The sequence below is a fragment of the Burkholderia sp. JPY481 genome (assembly GCF_038900515.1).
Lineage (GTDB): Bacteria > Pseudomonadota > Gammaproteobacteria > Burkholderiales > Burkholderiaceae > Paraburkholderia > Paraburkholderia youngii.
The window spans coordinates 29,076-49,798 of the sequence record NZ_JAYMRT010000013.1 but is presented as its reverse complement, the minus strand read 5'-3'; the positions used below and the strand labels follow the sequence as shown (position 1 = coordinate 49,798).

Below are 20,723 nucleotides of genomic sequence, written 5' to 3'. Positions count from 1 at the left end.
GCGAATCGCGGCAATCTCATGCGATTCGGTGCGTAGGGTCCGTTATCTGTTTATAATCAAAGCAATTTTAAAGGATTCGAAGGTGGTTGTATGCTGGATCGTGAAGGCTTTCGCCCGAACGTCGGCATCATCCTCTTGAACGCGCACAACGAGGTGTTTTGGGGCAAACGGCTCCGTGAACATTCCTGGCAGTTTCCGCAAGGGGGCATCAAATATGGCGAAACCCCCGTGCAAGCGATGTATCGGGAGTTACACGAAGAGACCGGACTGCTTCCTGAGCACGTCAAGGTGATCGGTCGCACGCGCGACTGGTTGCGTTATGAGGTGCCTGACAAGTTCATCAAGCGCGAAGTACGCGGTCATTACCGCGGCCAGAAACAAATCTGGTTTTTGCTCCGGATGGTAGGACGCGACTGCGACATCTGTTTGCGCGCCACCGACCACCCCGAGTTCGATGCGTGGCGTTGGAACGAGTATTGGGTACCGCTCGACTGTGTGATCGAGTTCAAGCGGGATGTGTATCAGTTGGCGCTGACGGAGTTGTCCCGTTTCATGCGCCGGCCTGCGCCGCGTGCGGAAAAACCTGGCGGGCATCATGGGTCGCGTTATCCCCGGATAGCGTCGTCGATGCAAAGCCCGCCGGATTCCGCGGTAAGCACGGTGGTCACCACCGTCACTACCGTAAGTTCGGTCAGTGTCGAAACATCGACGCGCGTGCTGGTCGTGCCGGATTGCGGCCCCGGCTCACCGGATGCAAACATTGCACCGGAGCATGAGCAGGAAACGGCCGAAGCCGACGAGGTCGGCGCCCCGTCAGTCCGACGAGGGGTGCGCGATTAACCATTCCAAGGCGGCGGCTCACGCCGCCTCTCTCTGGCGCGGCCTTCGGGCCGCGTCCGTCTTTCGAGGGAATCAGATTGAAAGCATTTGCACTCGCCGTGGCATGCGTCGCCACCGGCGCCCTGCTGGCAGGCTGTTCGAGCGCCGGCAAACCGACCAATAAAGACGACAGCGAGTTCGTCTATCTGCTGGATCGTAAGAGCAACTGGGTTGAAAACAAGGTCGACACGTTGCCGCCGCTGCCCACCGACACGAACCTGCTGCCGTTCGAGGTCTCCGGCAATACGCCGCTGCAATTCGCGATCGACCCGAAATCGGTCAGCGTCGGCGACGACGGTGTCGTGCGTTACACGGTGGTCGTCACGAGCCCGGGCGGCGCACGCAACGTCAATTACGAGGGCATCCGCTGCGATACGTATGAATGGCGTCAGTACGCGGGCCTCAACGCCGATCACGACGGCTGGGACACGACGGTCGCGAACCAGTTTTCGCGCATCGAAAACGGTGCGCTGAACGCGTACCAAGCCGCGCTGTATCAGGACTATATGTGCGCGAACAAGATTCCGACCGGCAACGCGCAGCGCATCGTCGAGAACATTCGTTACAAGCGCACGCAGACGTCGCAGATTCATTGAGGCCGTTTGTGCGGCACACCTAATTCAGGCGCCGTTGCCTACACATGACGACAAAAAGCCGTTCCAGCCTGCGCTGGAACGGCTTTTTTGTCGGCGCTTTGTGCGCTCGCATCCTGAAAGATCAAATCAGCACGAGATTGTCGCGGTGAATCAGCTCGGGCTCCAGCATATAGCCCAGCACCGACTCGATTTCGCCGCTCGGACGCCGCTGGATCAGCTTGGTTTCCGCGCTGCTGTAGTTCGTCAAACCACGTGCGACTTCACGGCCCGACGCGCTCAGACACGCGATCACCTCGCCGCGCGCGAAAGCGCCCTGCACGCCGACGATGCCGATCGGCAGCAGGCTCTTGCCGCCGGCGGTCAATTTTTCGACCGCGCCGTCATCGATCACGACGTGGCCGCGCACCTGCAGGTGATCGGCCATCCATTGCTTGCGCGCCGCCATGCGCGCGGTGCGCGCGATCAGCTGCGTGCCGATCGCCTCGCCGGCCGCCAGTCTCAGCAGCACGTCCGCTTCGCGCCCACTCGCGATCACCGTATTGGCGCCGCTATGGGCTGCGCGCTTCGCGGCAAGAATTTTGGTCAGCATGCCGCCGCGGCCGAGGCTCGAGCCCGCGCCGCCCGCCATCGCTTCCAGATCGGGCGCGCCGGCGTCGGCTTGCTGGACGAGCGTCGCGTTCGGGTTCTTGCGCGGATCGGCGGTGAAGAGGCCTTGCTGGTCCGTCAGAATGATCAGCGCGTCGCCCTCGATCAGATTGGCGACCAGCGCGCCGAGCGTGTCGTTGTCGCCGAACTTGATTTCGTCGGTGACGACCGTGTCGTTCTCGTTGATGATCGGTACGACACCGAGCCGCAGCAGCGTGAGCAGCGTGGAGCGCGCATTCAGATAGCGCTCGCGGTCGGCGAGGTCGGCGTGAGTAAGCAGGATCTGCGCAGTCTGGATGGAATGTTCGGCAAAGCGGCTTTCGTACACTTGCGCGAGGCCCATCTGGCCGACCGCCGCAGCCGCCTGCAATTCATCGATTTCACGCGGCCGCTTTGTCCAGCCGAGCCGCTGCATGCCCTCGGCGATCGCGCCCGAGCTGACCAGAACGACTTCCTTGCCCTGCGCGCGCAGTGCGGCAATTTGCGCGGCCCAGCGGCCGATCGCCGCATGATCGAGGCCGCGCCCGTCGTTCGTGACGAGGCTCGAACCGACTTTGACGACCAATCGCCGTGAATCTGCGATGACGGAACGCATTGTGCGCTGTCTCCCAAGATGACGCGTGATGCATGCCGACACCCGCTGCAGGCGCCGGCGCGCGACTTGTTATTCGTGCGGATCGCTGCCCGGGGTCGCGGCCGGTACCTGCGTCCCCTCGCGGAAACGCACGTCGGAGGCGAGGTCTTCGGCTTCGGCCGCCCGTTGCGCGTCGGAGTGCTCGGCGAGGTAGTCGAACACCGCATAGCAAAGATTTTCACAGCCCTGGCCAGTCAGCGCCGAGATCTCGAACACCGGACCGTCCCAGCCAAAGCCTTCGAGGAAAGCCGCCACGCGCGCTGCACGCTCGTCCTCGGGCACCATGTCCAGCTTGTTCAGCACGAGCCAGCGTGGTTTCTGATAAAGCTCTTCGTCGTACTTGCGCAGTTCGTTGACAATCGCTTTCGCTTCCGCGACCGGATCGATCGATTCATCGAACGGTGCGATGTCGACGATGTGCAGCAGCAGCCCGGTGCGCTGCAGGTGGCGCAAGAATTGATGGCCGAGGCCGGCGCCTTCCGCCGCGCCTTCGATCAGCCCCGGAATGTCCGCAATCACGAAGCTGCGGCTCGGCCCGACGCGCACGACGCCGAGGTTCGGTGCGAGCGTGGTGAATGGGTAATCGGCAATTTTCGGCTTCGCGTTCGACACCGAAGAGATGAACGTCGACTTGCCTGCATTCGGCATGCCGAGCAGACCGACGTCAGCCAACACTTTCAGTTCGAGGCGGACCATGCGGCGCTCGCCCGGCTTGCCGTCGGTTTTCTGACGCGGCGCGCGGTTCGTGCTGGACTTGAAATGGAGGTTGCCGAGACCGCCTGCGCCGCCTTGCGCGATTTGCACGCTCTGGTTGTGCTCGGTCAGATCGGCGATCAGTTCGCCGGTTTCCATGTCCGTGATGGTCGTGCCAACCGGCATGCGCAGCGTGATGTCGTCGCCGCCCTTGCCATAGCAATCTGAGCCACGACCGTTTTCGCCGTTGCGCGCCAGATGTTTTTTCGCGTAGCGGTAATCGATCAGCGTGTTGATGTTGCGGTCAGCAACGGCAATCACGCTGCCGCCCCGGCCGCCATCACCGCCATCGGGGCCGCCGAACGGAACGAACTTCTCGCGGCGCATCGACGCGCTGCCATCCCCTCCGTCGCCGGCGATGACTTCAATCCTCGCTTCGTCAATGAACTTCATGCGTTACTCCGTCCCGTGGTGTACTGCTCGATTCGATGCAGGGGTTGTTACTGATTGGATGCTGCTATTTTGCCGCGCGGGCCGCGCGTTGATCAATCGACCGAAAGGCATAGTCGCCGGTGATGAGCTGTTGGCTGCGCGGCTTCGGCGCCACACGAAAGAGGCGCCGCAATAAAAAAAGCCCCGCGAACTTCGCGGGGCCTTTTCCGGTCCTGAAGCCCGTGCCTGACTAAACTCAGGCTGCCGGGACGACGGAAACGGTGTGCTTCTTCGCCGCGCCCTTCGTCGAGAACTGGACGTGGCCGTCCTTCAGCGCGAACAGGGTGTGATCCTTGCCCATGCCGACGTTCTCGCCAGCGTGCATGCGCGTACCGCGCTGACGCACGATGATGCCACCAGCGTTGATAGCCTGGCCGCCGTAAACCTTAACGCCGAGGCGCTTCGATTCGGAGTCGCGGCCGTTCCGGGACGATCCGCCTGCCTTTTTGTGTGCCATTTGATTTGCTCCTTAACCGGTGCGCTTACGCGTTGATCGCGTCGATGCGCAGTTCGGTATAGTTCTGGCGGTGGCCGCCATGCTTCTGGTAGTGCTTCCGGCGACGCATCTTGAAGATCGTCACTTTGGCGTGACGCCCTTGCGACACGACGGTAGCCTTGACGGAAGCCCCACTGACCAGCGGCGTACCGAACTTAATCGATTCGCCTTCGCCCACTGCGAGAACCTGGTCGAGCGTGATTTCAGCGTCAATGTCTGCCGGTATCTGTTCTACTTTAAGTTTTTCGCCGACGGCAACCTTGTACTGCTTGCCGCCGGTTTTTATGACCGCGTACATTGAGAACCTCACTCTGTATTCATTTTTCCCACGCACCGCGCGCGGAAACTCTCAATTATACATAGAGTTAGCTGCTCGGTCAAAACCTGCTTACCAAACCGCCTACCGTTCGGGTTCGCCACCTGTCGCAGGCGCTCGCAGACAATAAACCAGCGAGGCGCGGCGGTCCGCAGACGCCCTTGGCGAGCGGTCCTCGCGCCGTGCGGAAAGCATCCGCACCGCAGCCGGCGACCCGGAAGCGCCCCGATCGCCTTATAATTCGCGGCACTACCCAATTCAGCCATCATGTCGTCGACTGCCACCACCTCCCCCAACGTCGCCAGCCTGCTTGCTCCGATCGCCGAAGACATGCAGCAGGTCAATCGCGTCATCCGGCAACGTCTTGCGTCGGACGTGATGCTGATCAATCAGATTTCCGAGTACATCATCAGCGCCGGCGGAAAGCGGCTGCGGCCCGCGCTGCTGTTGCTGGTGGCGGGCGCGCTGGGCGACACGACGGGACACCGGCACGAGCTTGCCGCGGTCGTCGAATTCATTCACACGGCCACGCTGCTGCATGACGACGTGGTCGACGAGTCCGACCTGCGGCGCGGGCGCCAGACCGCCAACGCGCTGTTCGGCAACGCCGCGAGCGTGTTGGTCGGTGATTTCCTGTATTCGCGCTCGTTCCAGATGATGGTCGGCGTGGGCAAGATGCGCGTGATGGAAATTCTGTCGGAGGCGACCAACATCATCTCCGAAGGCGAAGTGCTGCAGTTGTTGAACATGCACGATGCCGACGTCGACGAAGCCCGCTACATGCAGGTGATCCGCTACAAAACCGCAAAGTTGTTCGAGGCGGCCGCCCAACTCGGGGCGGTGCTCGCCGGAGCGGACGCGAAAACCGAAGCCGCCGCCGCCGAATATGGCCGCCGCATCGGCACCGCGTTCCAGATCATGGACGACTGGCTCGACTACACCGGCACGGCCGAGTCGATGGGCAAGAACGCCGGCGACGATCTGCGCGAAGGCAAACCGACGCTTCCGCTCATCTATCTGATCGAACGCGGCACGCCCGAGCAATCGGCGCTCGCGCGCGAAGCCATCGAGCAGGGTGGCACCGACCGTTTCGATACGATTTTCGACGCTATCACGCGATCGGGCGCGCTCGACCACACGCTCGAGTGCGCGAAACAGGAGGCGCAGGCAGCCGCGGCAGCAATTTCTTCATTTCCCCATTCCATTTTCAAAGAGAGCCTGCTAGAATTATGTTCTTACTCGACGGCAAGACAGTCTTGAACGAGACTGAAACGCCGAAATAGTCCGAATCGAGTCAGCAGTACCAAATCGGGGTGTAGCTTAGCCTGGTAGAGCGCTACGTTCGGGACGTAGAGGCCGGAGGTTCGAATCCTCTCACCCCGACCAGATTCTCCTTGTTAGCTCAAGGTTCAAAAACCGCCGCAGCATTGCTCGGCGGTTTTTTGCTTTGCGCGGGAGCTTTTTGCTGCTCTCCTGCAGCCTTTCGCTGCTTTCTTTTGCTCCGGCACGGCAGGCACAGCGCGTACGTCGCGACGTTGGCGATCCAGCAGCGGCGTCAGCCGCCGTCCACGGCGGAGCGCGCGCCCCCTCTGCTATATTCTCTTCATCCTTTCCCTTTTTTTCACGACGCGTGGAACAACTTCCCTTATGGGCGCAGATCGGCGCCGTCCTTCTGCTGCTTGTCTGCTCCGCCTTCTTTTCCATTTCCGAGACAGCGATGATGGCGCTGAACCGTCATCGGCTCAAACATCTCGCCAGCAAAAACACGCTCGGCGCGAAAACGACCCAGGGACTGCTCGCAAAAACCGATCAGCTATTGAGCGTCATCCTGATCGGCAACAACCTGTTCAACACGATCATTCCGGTCCTGACTACATCGCTCGCGTTGCATACGTTCGGCCGCAATAGCCTCGTGCTGTCGATCGCGACCGGTATCGTCGCGTTCCTCATTATCGTGTTCGCGGAAATTACGCCGAAGATCGTCGGCGCGACGTTTCCCGAGAAAATCGCACTGCCCGCGAGCCTGCTGATCGCGCCGTTGATGCGCATCGCGAGACCGGTGATCTGGTTCGTCAACCTGTTCGCCACCGGCATCCTGCGTGTGCTGCACATCAATACGAAGGGCGCGCGCGATCAGCGACTGTCTACCGAAGAACTACGCACCATCGTGCTCGAATCCGGCAGCTTCATGCCGACCAAACACCGCAGCATCCTGCTCAATCTGTTCGACCTCGAAAACATCTCCGTCGACGACGTGATGATCCCGCGCCGCCGCATCGAGGCGCTCGACTTCGATGCGCCGTTCGAACAGATCCTGCATCAACTCGAGACCTGCTATCACAACAAGCTGATCGTCTACCAGGGCGACATCGACCGCGTGCTCGGTGTGCTGCATGTGCGCAAGACACTGTCAGCGCTGCACAACCAGGAGCTCGAACGCGATACCTTGCGCGAGCTGCTCGCCGAGCCGTATTTCGTGCCCAGCGGCACGCCGGTGTTCCAGCAGTTGCAGTACTTTCAGGAGAGCCGGCACCGCATCGCGCTCGTCGTCAACGAATACGGCGAACTGCAAGGCCTCGTCACGCCGGAAGACATCATCGAGGAACTGATCGGCGAATTCACCACGTCGATTCCGCGTGGCGCCAGTTCGCGCGGCGGCTGGAACGAAGCGGGCGAATGCATCGTTGCAGGCAGCATGCCGTTGCGCGAGCTGAACCGCTGGCTGCAACTCGCGCTGCCCACCGATGGTCCCAAAACGCTCAACGGCCTGATTCTCGAAATTCTCGAAGACATCCCCGACGGCGACGTCTGCGTGCGCATCGGCGACACCAAGCTCGAAGTGATGCGCAGCGACGATCAGGCAATCCGCACCGTCAAGCTGTTCAAACCGCCGTCGCGCACCAAGGCCGGAAAAGCAAGGTCAGGCTGAAGCCCGCACAGTCGCTCGCTAATTCATGGTCAGCATTGCACAGGCTCGCGACGCGCGCCATTAGCCGAATGGCCGAATGGCACTCGGACGCTCTCATCCGGAAGATGAAGCCGTCATGTTCTACAGGCGGCTCATCACCGGTCTCTTATGCAAACACCCTTCGCCACCACCGCGGCATTGCGGCGCCCACTCGCTGCCGACGGCGAATCCAGCGCAACGAATCTGAACGATCCGGACAATGCCCCGGCCGTGCGTCTGTTGACCGACACGTTGCACGAAGCGACGCGGCGCAATGCGTCGGATATCCACATCGAGCCGGCCGAGCACGGCTGGCGTGTGCGCCTGCGTATCGACGGCGTACTGCATGAAATCCCGCGGCCGCCCGCGCATCTGCGCGATGCGTTCGTCACGCGTGTCAAGGTGCTCGCGCGCATGGACATCGCCGAGCGACGCGTGCCGCAAGACGGCCGGCTACGCCTCGCGACGTCGCCAGGGCGACTCGAGGATTACCGAGTCAATTCACTGCCGACGCTGTTCGGCGAAAAGCTGGTACTACGACGGCTCGACGCGCTACCCGCAGATTTATCACTCGATTCGCTCGGCCTCGATCCGCGGCAGCGCGTGGCCGTCGATGCCGCGATCCGCGCGCCGCACGGTCTGATGCTCGTCACCGGACCAACGGGCAGCGGCAAGACGCTTTCGCTGTACTGCTTCCTGAATCTGCTGAACGGCGAGGCACGCAACCTCTGCTCGGTGGAAGATCCGGCCGAGATTCAGCTGGCCGGCATCAACCAGGTCAGCGTGCGCGAAAAAGCCGGGCTTACGTTCGCGGTCGCACTGCGCGCGTTCCTGCGTCAGGACCCTGACGTGATCATGGTCGGCGAAATCCGCGACAACGAAACCGCCGACGTCGCCGTGAAGGCCGCCCAAACCGGCCACCTCGTGCTGTCCACGCTGCATACCAACGACGCCCCCGCAGCCATCGCGCGCCTCATCGATATCGGTGTCGAGCCGTACAACCTTGCCGCCGCGCTGCGGATGGTGACCGCGCAGCGGCTGGTGCGGCGACTGTGCGTCGAGTGTCGAGCACCTGCGCCCCATTCCGCGGCCGCGCTCCACGCGGCGGGCTTCGGCGAACACGAGCTGGACGGCTGGCAACCGTATGCGGGGACCGGCTGCGCGGCTTGCCATGGCATCGGCTACCGGGGGCGCGTCGGCATACATCAGGTGATGCCCGTTTCCGACGCGATGCGCGAGCTGATCGTCACAAGCGCGGGCGCGCACGAGCTGGGCCGCCTCGCGCACACCGAACAGGTCGCGACGTTACGCGACGCGGCGCTAGCGCGCGTGCGCGACGGCACCACCAGTCTCGCCGAAGCGCTCGCCGCCACGGAGGTCGCATGAGTATCCCCGCGCTGTCACCGACAGGGTCCGTCTCAGCCGATCTGCGCTTCAGGTGGCGCGGCGTCGACGCGGACGGCACGCGTCATAGCGGCACGCTCATCGCGCCCGACGCGAGCGCCGCGCGCACGCTGCTCAAACGCGACAACCTCTTTATCGTCGAGCTCGCAACGCAAGGGCCGGCGCCACGCCCAAAGACCAGCGCGGCCGATGTCACGCTATTCACGCGACAACTGTCCAGTCTGCTGCGTGCCGGCTTGCCGCTCGCGCCCGCGCTCGAACTGCTCGCGCAGACGCCGGCGTCGGGTCAGCGGCAAGGCATGCCGCGGATCGTCGGTACGGTCGCGCGAGATATCACTGCCGGCCTGCGGTTTTCGGCGGCCCTGCAGCGGCATCCGGCGCAGTTCAATGCGCTGTATTGCCAACTCGTCGAGGTGGGTGAAGCGGCGGGCGCGCTCGTCACCGTGCTCGCCCGCCTCGCCGACGATCGCGAACGCGCCGCCGCACAGCGTGCAAAGGTGCGCGCGGCTCTCACCTATCCAGTCGCGATCCTGCTGCTCGCGATCGCGATAACCGCCGCGTTGCTGGTGTGGGTCGTGCCGACGTTCAAGCAGATCTTCGATGGCTTCGGCGCCAGGCTGCCCGCGCCGACGCAGTTCGTGCTGGCACTTTCGGCGGGTGCCGCGCGCTGGAGTGTGCCGCTGTTCGCGCTGATGCTCGCAATGAGCTCGGCCATCTCGTTCGTGCTGCGTCGATCGACCAGCGCGCGCATCCGCTTCGCTCGCCTGTCGCTCAACCTGCCGGTGGCCGGCCCGCTGCTGCGCACGCTGTGCGCAGCGCGCTGGAGTCGCGCGCTCGGCACTTTGCTGTCCGCCGGCACACCGCTCGCCGACGCGTTCGATTCGCTCACCCAGGCGACCGGCAATGCCTTCTTCGATCGCGCAACGGCAAGCATCGCCATCAGACTGCGGCGCGGCGAACGGCTCGCCGCGGCGATGCGCGCGGCCCGCTGCTTTCCTGGCGAGGTCGTGCAGCCCGTTGCGGTCGCCGAGGAATCTGGCGCGCTCGACAGCATGCTGCTCGATGTCGCGTCGCTCGCGGATCGCCAGGTGGACGACCGCATCGGTACGCTGTCGAGCCTGTGCGAACCGCTCGTGATCGTCGTGCTCGGCACGCTGGTCGGCGGCCTCGTAATCGCGATGTATCTTCCCATTATTCAACTCGGCAACGTGGTGTAGCATCGCAGCCGAATCCACTTCATGACCATGCAGGCTCCTCTACCGCTCGTGTCACAGACTTCCTCCAGCTTGCTCGCGGGCTTACTGCCAGGCCGCTTTGCAGGCGATATCGGCCTCGCGCTCGCGAGTCTGCCCGCCGGGGTGCAGATCGCGTTCGCGATCGTGCTCGGCCTCGTGATCGGCAGCTTCCTGAACGTGGTCGTGCATCGGCTGCCGATCATGCTCGAGCGTGCCTGGCGCGCCGAAATCAGCGAGGCCACCGACGAGCCGCGGCCCGGCGACGGACTGCCCGAGCGCTACAACCTGTGGGTGCCGCGTAGCGCGTGCCCGCATTGCGGCCACGTACTGAGCGCGTGGGAAAACTTGCCGGTGTTGAGCTACCTGCTGTTACGCGGCCGCTGTTCCGCATGCGGCACGCACATCAGCGCACGTTATCCGCTGCTCGAAATCGCGAGTGCAGCTTTCGCCGCAGGCGCATTGATGGCGTTCGGCCCGACCTTGATGGCACTCGCCGCGTTCGGCCTGTGCGCAACGTTGCTTGTGATGAGCGCGATCGATATCGACACGCATCTGCTGCCCGATTCCTTGACCTTGCCGCTGTTGTGGGCCGGCCTGATCGTCAATTTCAACGGCATGTTCACGAACCTGCATGATGCGGTCCTCGGGGCTATGTTCGGATATCTGGTGTTATGGGCCGTGCATTGGGCGTTCAGGCTCGTGCGCGGTATCGAAGGCATGGGCTATGGCGACTTCAAACTGCTCGCGGCGCTCGGCGCGTGGCTCGGCTGGCCCGCACTGCCGCAAATCGTGCTGGTCGCCGCGGTGGCCGGCGCCGTGATCGGCCTCGCGGCGACGTGGCGCGGCCGTATGCGCTTCGAAGAGCCGCTGCCGTTTGGGCCATTTCTCGCGGCGGGCGGTGCGCTCACGCTGTTTGCCGGCACGCCGCTTTACCTGGCTTTGGGAGGCTGAAGCATGTTCGTTGTGGGACTCACCGGCGGCATCGGTAGCGGCAAGTCGACGGTTGCCAATCTGTTTGCCGCGCGCGGCGCGCCGCTCGTCGATACCGACGTGATCGCGCATCGCATCACCGCGCCGCATGGATTGGCGATGCCGCACATCGCCGCCGAATTCGGCACTGAGTTCGTCGCCGCCGACGGCTCGCTCGATCGCGCGCGCATGCGCACGCTCGTGTTCAGCGACGACACCGCGCGCAAACGTCTGGAAGGCATCACGCATCCGCTGATTCGCGCGGAAACCGAGCGCGAAGAGCGCGAAGCGCAAGGGCCGTATGTGATCGTCGTGGTGCCGTTGCTGGTCGAGTCCGGCACCTGGAAGAACCGTGTGAATCGCGTGCTCACCGTCGATTGCAGCGTCGACACGCAAATCGCGCGGGTGATAAGCCGCAACGGCTTCAGCCGTGAGCAGGTGCTCGCGATCATCGCGCGCCAGGCCACGCGCGAAGCGCGCCTCGCCGCCGCCGACGACGTGATCGTCAATGACAATGCGCCGCTCCTGGAACTCGAGGCGCAGGTGGACGCTCACCATCAAGCGTATCTGTCGCTCGCGAAGGGTGAGGCCGAGTCGTAGCGCGCGGAGCTCTCAGGTCGGCCTCGCTTGCACGCATCAAGCGCATGGTGCCCCGTGAGGCGGATACGCATCTTCGGCACGCGTCGTCAGGGCACAATTGAACTTTGCGCGCATGCGAGAGCCGAAGCGCTCAGAACACCGGGAACTGACAAAAAAGTTGCGAAAGCACGCGGAAAGCGTGCGTGATTGCCTGGGTAGTCCCACGGCATTAGAATGTTTTGCATTCCTGTCACCGACCACGCCCGAGGCGAGCCCGCTTGATCCTTTACGAGTACCCCTTCAATGAGCGAATCCGGACGCTGTTGCGGCTCGAAGATCTGTTCGAGCGCTTCACGTTCTTTCTGACTCAGGAAGATGCGCGGGAACATCACGTCGCACTGACAACGCTGTTCGAAATCTCCGAAGTAGCTGGCCGCGCAGATCTGAAGTCGGATCTGATGAAAGAGCTCGAACGGCAGCGGCAAACGCTCGCGCCGTTTCGCGGCAATCCGGGCATCGAGCAGAACGCGCTCGAAGCGGTGCTCGGCGAAATCGAGCAGACACTTGCGGGGCTCACGCAGATGCAAGGCAAGACCGGCCAGCATCTTGCAGACAACGAATGGCTCGCGAGCATTCGCAGCCGCGCAATCATCCCCGGTGGCACCTGCAAATTCGACCTGCCCTCGTATTACGCGTGGCAACAGTTGCATCCCGATCAGCGTCGCCAGGACATCGCCAAGTGGGTCACGCCGCTTTTGCCGCTGCGCGACGCGGCCACGATCGTGCTGCGGCTCGCGCGCGAGTCGGGCCAGGCGTCGAAGGTGATGGCGATGCAAGGCAGCTATCAGCAAATGCTGTCGGGCCGCTCGTATCAATTGATGCAGGTTCGCGTCGCGCCCGAATTGCGCGTGATTCCCGAAGCGAGCGCCAACAAGTACATGCTGTGGGTGCGTTTCACGGTGCAGGACGGCGATCTGCGGCCGCGTGCGGTCGACGTCGACGTGCCGTTCCAGCTCACGCTCTGCAGCCTGTAATCGCCTGATAATCGCCGCCGCATCGGGCAGCGCACCCCGGATTTGACCGAACGCGCCTTTGAAGTGGCGCGAAATAGCCCTATATTCGTTACTTGTTCCGTTTGCGATTGACCGTCCGACCGTATGCCTACCGTCGTCAAATGTCCTACCTGCGGTAAAGATGTCCGCTGGATCCCCGAGAGCCGCTTCCGTCCTTTCTGCTCCGAGCGCTGCAAGCAGATTGATCTCGGCGCATGGGCCGCCGAAAAATACCGGATTGGCGGCAACGAACAGGAAGGGTCTTCGTCCGAAGAGGAAACGCCGCGCGGCGACTACAACCCGCACTGAGCGAGCCAGTAAAAGGCCACGCGAATCGCGACGCTGCCGAGACAGCGCCACGCTATCGCGTGGCCTTTTCAGCCACTCTGTTTCAACCGATCACTTGTTCTCGGCCGCCAGCCACTCCAGCACCGGGATTGTGGCCGGTAACAACGGCGAGACATCCGCAGGCAAGCTCAGCCACACGAAGGCCTGGCCTTCACGCCCGTGGGGCTCGCCCGACCACTGCGTCACCTTGCAGAAGAACAGGCGCACATAGGCGTGCGGATAATCGTGTTCGAGCGTGTGCCACAGATGGCTCGCTTCGACCTCGATTCCCAGCTCCTCGTGCAGCTCGCGCGCAAGCGCGGCCTCGACTGACTCACCCGCCTCCAGCTTGCCGCCCGGAAACTCCCAGTAGCCCTCGTACGGCTTGCCCGCCGGACGCTGCGCGAGCAGATAGCGCCCGTCAGGCTGCACCAGCACGCCGACCGCGACCTCGGTGACGGGCCGGCCGGCGCCGTTAGTGCCGGCGCTATTGCCCGCGTTTTTGCCAGCGTCGCTCATGCCGGCGTCTTACGGCCAGACCAGTCGCGCGCGAATTGCCATGCGACCCGCCCCGAGCGCGAGCCGCGTTCGAGCGCCCACACGAGCGCATCGCCGCGCGCCGATTCGATCTCGGCGTCGTCGCAACCGAAATGACGCAGCCAGTGCGCGATGATCGTCAGATAGTCGTCCTGTTTGAACGGATAGAAGCTGACCCACAGCCCGAAACGCTCCGACAGCGAAATCTTCTCTTCGACCAGTTCACCCGGATGAATCTCGCCGTCCGACGTGTGCTTGTACGTTTCGTTGTCGCTCATGTACTCGGGCAGCAGATGGCGGCGGTTCGACGTCGCGTAGATCAGCACGTTGTCGGACTGCGCGGCGACCGAGCCGTCGAGCGCGACTTTCAGCGCCTTGTAGCCCGACTCGCCTTCTTCGAACGACAGGTCGTCGCAGAAGACGATGAAGCGCTCCGGGCGCTTCGCGATCACATCGACAATGTCGCCGAGGTCGTGCAGATCGTCCTTGTCCACTTCGATCAGACGCAGGCCGTCTTTCGCGTAAGCGTTCAGACACGCCTTGATCAGCGACGACTTGCCGGTGCCCCGCGCGCCCGTCAGCAGCACGTTGTTGGCCGGCTGCATGCGCACGAACTGGCGCGTGTTCTGTTCGATCAGCCCCTTCTGCCGATCGATGTTCTGCAGGTCGTCGAGCGTGATCGACGAAATGGCGGGCACCGGCTGCAAGTAGCCGCGCCCCTGGCGCTTGCGCCAGCGAAAGGCGACTGCGGCCGACCAGTCGATGTCCGGCGCGGCGGGCGGAAGCATCGCTTCCAGGCGGCCGAGCACGGCTTCGGCCCGGGTCAGAAACTGTTCGAGTTTGTCCATGGTAAGTAGGCGGCCCGCGGCCGCGCTTTGAACCTGATTACGAGCGGTAGTCGGCGTTGATGCTCACGTAGTCGTGCGACAGATCGCAGGTCCAGATCGTGGCTTGCGCATTGCCGCGGCCGAGCACGACGCGAATGCCGATCTCGCTCTTTTTCATCACGCGCTGGCCGTCTTCTTCGCGGTACGCCGGGTTGCGGCCGCCGGCAGTCGCGACCAGCACGTCGTCGAGATACAGATCGATCTTGCCGACGTCGAGATCGTCCACGCCGGCATAGCCGATCGCCGCGAGAATGCGGCCGAGGTTCGGGTCCGATGCATAGAAGGCCGTCTTGACGAGCGGCGAATGGCCGATCGCGTAGGCGATCTGGCGGCATTCGCCGACGCTCGAGCCGCCTTCGACATGCACGGTCATGAACTTGGTCGCGCCTTCACCATCGCGCACGATCAGTTGCGCGAGGCTCTGCGCGACCTCGGTCACCGCGTCGCGCAGCGCTGCATAAGCGGGCGAATCGGTGGACGTGATCGCCGGCAGGCTTGATTTGCCCGACGCGATCAGGATGAACGAATCGTTGGTCGACGTATCGCCATCGATCGTAATGCAGTTGAACGAGCGGTCCGCGACGTGCTTCACGAGTTCGTCGAGCACGGGCTGCGCGACGGCTGCGTCGAACGCGAGGAAGCCGAGCATAGTCGCCATGTTCGGCTTGATCATGCCGGCGCCCTTGCTGATGCCGGTCAGCGTTACCGTGTGGCCGTCGATCGTGACCTGGCGCGAGCTCGCCTTCGGCAGCGTGTCGGTCGTCATGATCGACTGCGCCGCGTCGTACCAGTTTGCTTCCTTGCGATTCGCGAGCGCGGCCGGCAAACCGGCCTTCAGACGATCGACCGGCAGCGGTTCGAGGATCACGCCCGTCGAGAACGGCAGCACCTGCTCGGGCAGGATGTCGGCGAGACGCGCGAGTTCCGCGCAGGTTTCGCGCGTCGCCGCGAGGCCCTGCTCACCGGTGCCCGCGTTCGCGTTGCCGGTGTTGATCACCAGCGCGCGAATCGGCTTGCCGCCCGCGCGCACGCGCTGCAGGTTCTCGCGGCAGACCGTGACGGGCGCCGCGCAGAAGCGGTTCTGCGTGAACACGCCGCCGACCGTCGCGCCTTCGTCGACGGAAATGACGAGCACGTCCTTGCGGTTCGGCTTGCGGATATTCGCTTCCGCCCAGCCTAGCGTGACGCCGGCGACGGGGTGGAGTTGAGCGGGATCGATCGAGGGAAAGTTGACAGCCATGGTCGCGACCTGTCGAAGAAAATGCCGGCGGACGCCGGCATCGGGGAAACGGAACTGATGACCCGGGCGTGTTGCCGGGTCACCCGCGAAATCAAAACGGACAAGCGGCGCTCAAAAGCGACGCGGCGCGCCCTGAAGCGCGCCGCGTCGGCAATTATGCGATCTTGCCGTGGCACTGCTTGTACTTCTTGCCGCTACCGCACGGACACGGGTCGTTGCGGCCGACTTTCGGCACGTTGTCGGTATTCACGTTCAGGGTCTGCGGCACCGCGCCGTGGCCATGACCATGGCTCATTGCGTCGCCGATCATCGCGGCGGTGGCCGCTTCGGCTGCAACCGGCGCGGCGGCGCCGGCTTCCGCGAACTCGGCATGACGGAACTCGACGTTCTCCAGATGACCGCCCTGCTCTTCCATCTGCTCCGCGGCCGCTTCGAGCTGCTCCGGCGACTGGATCTGCACGTTCATCACGATGCGCGTGACTTCGAGCTTCACCGCGTCGAGCATCGCGGCGAACAGTTCGAACGCCTCGCGCTTGTATTCCTGCTTCGGGTTCTTCTGCGCATAGCCGCGCAGATGGATGCCCTGACGCAGATGGTCGAGCGCGGCCAGATGCTCGCGCCATGCGCGGTCGAGCGTCTGCAGCATGATCGAGCGCTCGAACGCGCTGAACGATTCACGGCCGACCAGCTGGACCTTCGCTTCGTACCCCTCGTCCGCGGCGGCCTCGACAGCTTCGAGAATCTCTTCCGCGCTGATCGAGTTCGACTCGTTGATCATTTCCTGGATCGCGAGGTCGAGCTGCCATTCGTTGCGCAGCACTTCTTCGAGCTCGGGCACGTCCCACTGTTCTTCGATACTGCCCACCGGCACGAATTGATGCACGATGTCGCCCACCACGCCGTGACGCATCGCGGTGATGGTCTCGGTGATGTCGTTCGCTTCGAGCAGTTCGTTGCGCTGCTGGTAGATCACCTTGCGCTGGTCGTTCGACACGTCGTCATATTCGAGCAATTGCTTACGAATATCGAAGTTGCGCGCCTCGACCTTGCGTTGCGCCGATTCGATCGAACGCGACACGATGCCTGCTTCGATCGCCTCGCCTTCCGGCATCTTCAGACGGTCCATGATCGCGCGCACGCGGTCGCCCGCGAAAATGCGCAGCAGCGGATCTTCCAGCGACAGATAGAAGCGCGACGAACCCGGGTCACCCTGACGGCCAGCACGGCCGCGCAGCTGGTTATCGATCCGGCGCGACTCATGACGTTCGGTGCCGATGATGTGCAGACCGCCCGCAGCCTTCACCTGATCGTGCAGCGTCTGCCATTCGTCGTGCAGCTTCTGGATGCGGCGTTGCTTTTCGTCGTCGGAGAGCGTTTCGTCCTGCTCGATGAACGACGCCTGCTTCTCCGCGTTGCCGCCGAGCACGATGTCCGTACCACGGCCGGCCATGTTGGTCGCGATCGTGATGCGTTGCGGACGACCCGCTTCGGCGACGATCGCCGCTTCGCGCGCGTGCTGCTTCGCGTTCAGCACTTCGTGCGGCAAGCCGGCCTGCTTCAGCAGATGCGACAGCAGTTCCGAGTTCTCGATCGACGTCGTGCCGACCAGCACCGGCTGCCCGCGTTCGTAGCACTCGCGGATGTCGCGGATCACCGCGTCGTAGCGTTCCTTCGCGGTCTTGTAGATCTGATCCTGCTTGTCGATCCGCTTCGGCGGACGGTTGGTCGGGATCACGACCGTTTCGAGACCGTAGATCTCGTTGAATTCGTACGCTTCGGTGTCGGCCGTGCCGGTCATGCCGGCCAGCTTCGCGTACATGCGGAAATAGTTCTGGAACGTGATCGACGCGAGCGTCTGGTTCTCGCTCTGGATCTTCACGTGCTCCTTCGCCTCGACCGCCTGGTGCAGACCGTCCGACCACCGGCGGCCGGCCATCAGACGGCCGGTGAATTCGTCGACGATGATCACTTCGCCGTTCTGCACGACGTAGTGCTGATCCTTGAAGAACAGCGTATGCGCGCGCAGCGCCGCGTACACGTGGTGCATCAGCGTGATGTTCTGTGGCGCGTACAGGCTTTCGCCCTCACCGATCAGACCCCACTCGGAGAGCAGCCGCTCCGCCTTTTCGTGGCCAGACTCGGTCAGGAACACCTGACGGCCTTTTTCGTCCAGCGTGTAGTCGCCAGGCTTCTCGACGCCGGTGCCGTCCGCCTTCTCTTCGCCGATCTGGCGCTCGAGCAGCGGCGGCAGTGCGTTCATGCGCACGTAGAGTTCGGTGTGGTCTTCGGCCTGGCCGGAGATGATCAGCGGCGTACGCGCTTCGTCGATCAGGATTGAGTCCACCTCGTCGACGACCGCGAAGTTCAGGCTCCGCTGCACGCGCGCGTCGGTCTCGTAGACCATGTTGTCGCGCAGGTAGTCGAAGCCGAATTCGTTGTTGGTGCCGTAGGTGATGTCGGCGGCGTAGGCTTGCTGCTTCGCCGTGTGCTCCATCTGCGACAGGTTGATACCGACCGACAGACCGAGGAAGTTATAGAGACGCGCCATCCACTCGGCGTCGCGCTGCGCGAGGTAGTCGTTGACCGTGACCACGTGGACGCCGCGGCCCGACAGCGCGTTCAGGTAGACCGGCAGCGTCGCGACGAGCGTCTTGCCCTCGCCGGTGCGCATTTCGCTGATCTTGCCGTAGTGCAGCGCCATACCGCCGATCAGCTGCACGTCGAAGTGGCGCATCTTCAGCACCCGCTTGCTGGCCTCGCGGCAGACCGCGAACGCCTCCGGCAGGATCTTGTCGAGCGATTCGCCGCTCGCGACGCGCTGGCGGAATTCACCCGTTTTGGCGCGCAGTTGGTCATCCGTCAATTGCTCGATCTGCGGCTCGAGCGCATTGATCGCCGCGACGGTCTTTTGATATTGCTTGACCAGCCGCTGATTACGGCTGCCAAAAATCTTCTGTAGAAAACCGGTGGTCATCGGATCGGTGTCTGCGTCGCGGCTTCGGCTGGCTCGCGGTGTGCGCTACATGCATACCGCGCCTGGGTCGGAAAGTCCTCGGCGGCTTAGTCCAAGAGTGAATTCGAATCGGGCATTTTAGCACGCGCCTCCGGCTGCGCTCGTGTCGGAGCCGTGACGGCGCCGGCTCTGTTCGGCCCCGCCAGGCAACCTTCAGCGCCGCGCGGACCGGCATCGCAAGCTGCCCGCGCGGTACAATCGCGGCGTGAGCGCGCATGGGGCGAGTTCACGTGTCAATGCCAAACATGAGCCGTTTTTCGTCCTTTTCAAGGCCGCCGAAGCAGTTCGATCTGCGCCGCCCGCAACCGCTCGCCGAGGTTCTCGGCCGCACGGACGCGTTCGCGGCGTTGCGCGCGGGCGTCGAGCAGATCGCCGCGCTCGAGAAGGATCTGCGCGAGCTTTTGCCCGATTATCTGGCGACGAGTGTCGAGCCCAGCTTCATCAAGGAGGGCGTGCTGGCGCTATTCGCCGCGCACAACGCGCTCGCGGCGCGTCTGCGGCATCTGGAGCCGCGGCTGCTGGTGGATTTGCAGCAGCGCGGCTGGCCCGTGCAGGCGCTGAAGATTCGCGTGCGGCCGCAGCCGCTTAAAGAACCGCCGCCCGTCAAGCAGGCGCGCATGACGCCGGCTGGCGCCGCCGCGCTGCAGGCGTTGAGCGAATCGCTCGAGCCGTCGCCGTTGCAGGAAGCGCTCGCGCGCATGGCCGCGCGGCATCGGCGCAATCGCTGAACGCTGAGCGAAAAAAACGGCCCCGAGGGGCCGTTTTTCATCTGCCTGCCTGTCACGCCGGCTTTATGCGAACGCCGTCTGCGTTTCGTACGCGAAGCCGCGCGGGGCCTTTCGCGTGTCGTCGAAGGTGACGATTTCGTACGAGTCTTCGTGCGCGAGCAACTCGCGCAGCAATGCATTGTTCAGGCCGTGGCCGGACTTGTACGCGGTGTACGACGCGAGCAGTGGGTGACCGATCACGTACAGGTCGCCGATCGCGTCGAGCATCTTGTGCTTGACGAACTCGTCGTCGTAACGAAGGCCGTCGTTGTTCAGGATGCGGTACTCGTCGAGCACAATCGCGTTGTCCATGCTGCCGCCGCGCGCGAGGCCGAGCTCACGCATCATTTCCACTTCATGCGCGAAGCCGAACGTGCGGGCGCGCGCGATTTCGCGCACGTACGACGTGTTGGCGAAATCCACTTCCAGCGCCTGACCGGTTTTGTCCACGGCGGGGTGACGGAAGTCGATCGTGAACTTGAGCTTGAAGCCGAAATACGGATCGAGGCGCGCGAACTTGTCGCCGTCGCGGATTTCGATCGGCTTCGTGACCTTGATGAATTTCTTCGCTGCGTTCTGCTCTTCGATACCCGCCGACTGGATCAGGAACACGAACGAACCCGCGCTGCCGTCCATGATCGGGATTTCTTCGGCGGTGACGTCGACGTAAAGATTGTCGATGCCAAGACCGGCGCAGGCGGACATCAGATGCTCGATGGTCGACACGCGCGCGCCGTCTTTCTGCAACACGGAAGCCAGACGCGTATCGCCAATCGCCATCGCCGACGCAGGAATGTCCACCGGCGTGGGCAAATCCACGCGCGAAAACACGATGCCAGTGTCCGGCCCCGCCGGACGGAGCGTCAGATTGACTTTACGGCCGGAGTGCAATCCGATACCGACAGTCTTGACGATCGATTTGATTGTGCGCTGCTTCAACATGGTGGTCTTCTATTCGATTGAAAATCCTAATCAGGATTTTTTATTCCATAGCCGCAATTATACTCCAATCCCC

At 63.3% G+C, this 20,723-nt stretch carries 20 protein-coding genes and 1 tRNA gene; 12 read left to right on the top strand and 9 right to left on the bottom strand.

Going from position 1 to position 20,723, the window contains the following annotated elements; translation table 11 throughout:
* Positions 1-90: 90 nt before the first annotated feature.
* Positions 91-840 (top strand): RNA pyrophosphohydrolase, encoded by a 750-nt coding sequence (locus VSR82_RS26740; protein ID WP_176121900.1) that lies wholly within the window; start codon positions 91-93, stop codon positions 838-840.
* A gap of 77 nt (positions 841-917) precedes the next feature.
* A complete protein-coding gene (locus VSR82_RS26735) occupies positions 918-1,475 on the top strand; it encodes a CNP1-like family protein (RefSeq protein ID WP_176105000.1) in 558 nt (185 codons plus the stop codon).
* Between the two features lie 121 nt (positions 1,476-1,596).
* Here VSR82_RS26735 and proB read toward each other — a convergent pair whose 3' ends face one another.
* From proB to rplU, 4 genes are all read right to left on the bottom strand, one after another.
* Positions 1,597-2,715 carry a glutamate 5-kinase gene (proB, locus tag VSR82_RS26730; RefSeq protein WP_176121902.1) on the bottom strand — a complete coding sequence of 373 codons (1,119 nt, stop codon included), beginning with the start codon at positions 2,713-2,715 and terminating at the stop codon, positions 1,597-1,599.
* Positions 2,716-2,784: 69 nt separating this feature from the next.
* On the bottom strand, positions 2,785-3,900 hold the full coding sequence (gene cgtA / locus VSR82_RS26725) for an Obg family GTPase CgtA (protein WP_429457856.1): 1,116 nt from the start codon (positions 3,898-3,900) through the stop codon (positions 2,785-2,787).
* 235 nt (positions 3,901-4,135) lie between these two features.
* A complete protein-coding gene (gene rpmA, locus VSR82_RS26720; RefSeq protein ID WP_008923994.1) occupies positions 4,136-4,396 on the bottom strand; it encodes a 50S ribosomal protein L27 in 261 nt (86 codons plus the stop codon).
* Positions 4,397-4,421: 25 nt separating this feature from the next.
* Positions 4,422-4,733: a 50S ribosomal protein L21 gene (gene rplU, locus VSR82_RS26715; protein WP_007180329.1), complete on the bottom strand. Its 312-nt coding sequence runs from the start codon at positions 4,731-4,733 to the stop codon at positions 4,422-4,424.
* Between the two features lie 285 nt (positions 4,734-5,018).
* Here rplU and VSR82_RS26710 point away from each other — a divergent pair, with 285 nt between their 5' ends.
* The 9 genes from VSR82_RS26710 (at position 5,019) to yacG (ending at position 13,246) form a co-directional block, all read left to right on the top strand.
* Positions 5,019-6,011 (top strand): polyprenyl synthetase family protein, encoded by a 993-nt coding sequence (locus VSR82_RS26710; protein ID WP_026229109.1) that lies wholly within the window; start codon positions 5,019-5,021, stop codon positions 6,009-6,011.
* Between the two features lie 49 nt (positions 6,012-6,060).
* Positions 6,061-6,137, top strand: a tRNA-Pro gene (locus tag VSR82_RS26705).
* 244 nt (positions 6,138-6,381) lie between these two features.
* Positions 6,382-7,680 carry an HlyC/CorC family transporter gene (locus VSR82_RS26700; RefSeq protein ID WP_368586806.1) on the top strand — a complete coding sequence of 433 codons (1,299 nt, stop codon included), beginning with the start codon at positions 6,382-6,384 and terminating at the stop codon, positions 7,678-7,680.
* A gap of 147 nt (positions 7,681-7,827) precedes the next feature.
* Positions 7,828-9,084, top strand: a complete 1,257-nt coding sequence (locus tag VSR82_RS26695) for a GspE/PulE family protein (protein ID WP_429457854.1) — start codon at positions 7,828-7,830, stop codon at positions 9,082-9,084.
* Positions 9,081-10,319 (top strand): type II secretion system F family protein, encoded by a 1,239-nt coding sequence (locus VSR82_RS26690; RefSeq protein WP_429457852.1) that lies wholly within the window; start codon positions 9,081-9,083, stop codon positions 10,317-10,319. The genes VSR82_RS26695 and VSR82_RS26690 overlap by 4 nt, the downstream gene beginning before the upstream one ends.
* A gap of 27 nt (positions 10,320-10,346) precedes the next feature.
* Positions 10,347-11,288 carry a prepilin peptidase gene (locus VSR82_RS26685; RefSeq protein WP_429457850.1) on the top strand — a complete coding sequence of 314 codons (942 nt, stop codon included), beginning with the start codon at positions 10,347-10,349 and terminating at the stop codon, positions 11,286-11,288.
* A gap of 3 nt (positions 11,289-11,291) precedes the next feature.
* Positions 11,292-11,906 (top strand): dephospho-CoA kinase, encoded by a 615-nt coding sequence (gene coaE / locus VSR82_RS26680; RefSeq protein ID WP_498858235.1) that lies wholly within the window; start codon positions 11,292-11,294, stop codon positions 11,904-11,906.
* 257 nt (positions 11,907-12,163) lie between these two features.
* Positions 12,164-12,919 (top strand): cell division protein ZapD, encoded by a 756-nt coding sequence (gene zapD / locus VSR82_RS26675; protein ID WP_008921182.1) that lies wholly within the window; start codon positions 12,164-12,166, stop codon positions 12,917-12,919.
* Positions 12,920-13,042: 123 nt separating this feature from the next.
* Positions 13,043-13,246, top strand: coding sequence for a DNA gyrase inhibitor YacG (yacG, locus tag VSR82_RS26670; protein WP_368586810.1), 204 nt, complete (start codon positions 13,043-13,045; stop codon positions 13,244-13,246).
* 90 nt (positions 13,247-13,336) lie between these two features.
* Here yacG and VSR82_RS26665 read toward each other — a convergent pair whose 3' ends face one another.
* The 4 genes from VSR82_RS26665 to secA form a co-directional block, all read right to left on the bottom strand.
* Complete coding sequence (locus VSR82_RS26665; protein ID WP_498858234.1) at positions 13,337-13,783, bottom strand: NUDIX domain-containing protein; 447 nt, start codon at positions 13,781-13,783, stop codon at positions 13,337-13,339.
* Positions 13,780-14,649, bottom strand: coding sequence for an ATP-binding protein (locus tag VSR82_RS26660; protein ID WP_410848651.1), 870 nt, complete (start codon positions 14,647-14,649; stop codon positions 13,780-13,782). The genes VSR82_RS26665 and VSR82_RS26660 overlap by 4 nt, the downstream gene beginning before the upstream one ends.
* Before the next feature lie 37 nt (positions 14,650-14,686).
* On the bottom strand, positions 14,687-15,928 hold the full coding sequence (argJ, locus tag VSR82_RS26655; protein WP_429457846.1) for a bifunctional glutamate N-acetyltransferase/amino-acid acetyltransferase ArgJ: 1,242 nt from the start codon (positions 15,926-15,928) through the stop codon (positions 14,687-14,689).
* Positions 15,929-16,082: 154 nt separating this feature from the next.
* A complete protein-coding gene (gene secA / locus VSR82_RS26650; protein ID WP_368586814.1) occupies positions 16,083-18,902 on the bottom strand; it encodes a preprotein translocase subunit SecA in 2,820 nt (939 codons plus the stop codon).
* 284 nt (positions 18,903-19,186) lie between these two features.
* Here secA and VSR82_RS26645 point away from each other — a divergent pair, with 284 nt between their 5' ends.
* On the top strand, positions 19,187-19,669 hold the full coding sequence (locus tag VSR82_RS26645; RefSeq protein WP_410848653.1) for a DciA family protein: 483 nt from the start codon (positions 19,187-19,189) through the stop codon (positions 19,667-19,669).
* A gap of 63 nt (positions 19,670-19,732) precedes the next feature.
* On the opposite strand, the gene lpxC is transcribed toward VSR82_RS26645, so the two are convergent.
* Positions 19,733-20,650 carry a UDP-3-O-acyl-N-acetylglucosamine deacetylase gene (lpxC, locus tag VSR82_RS26640; protein WP_429457843.1) on the bottom strand — a complete coding sequence of 306 codons (918 nt, stop codon included), beginning with the start codon at positions 20,648-20,650 and terminating at the stop codon, positions 19,733-19,735.
* Positions 20,651-20,723 lie beyond the last annotated feature (73 nt).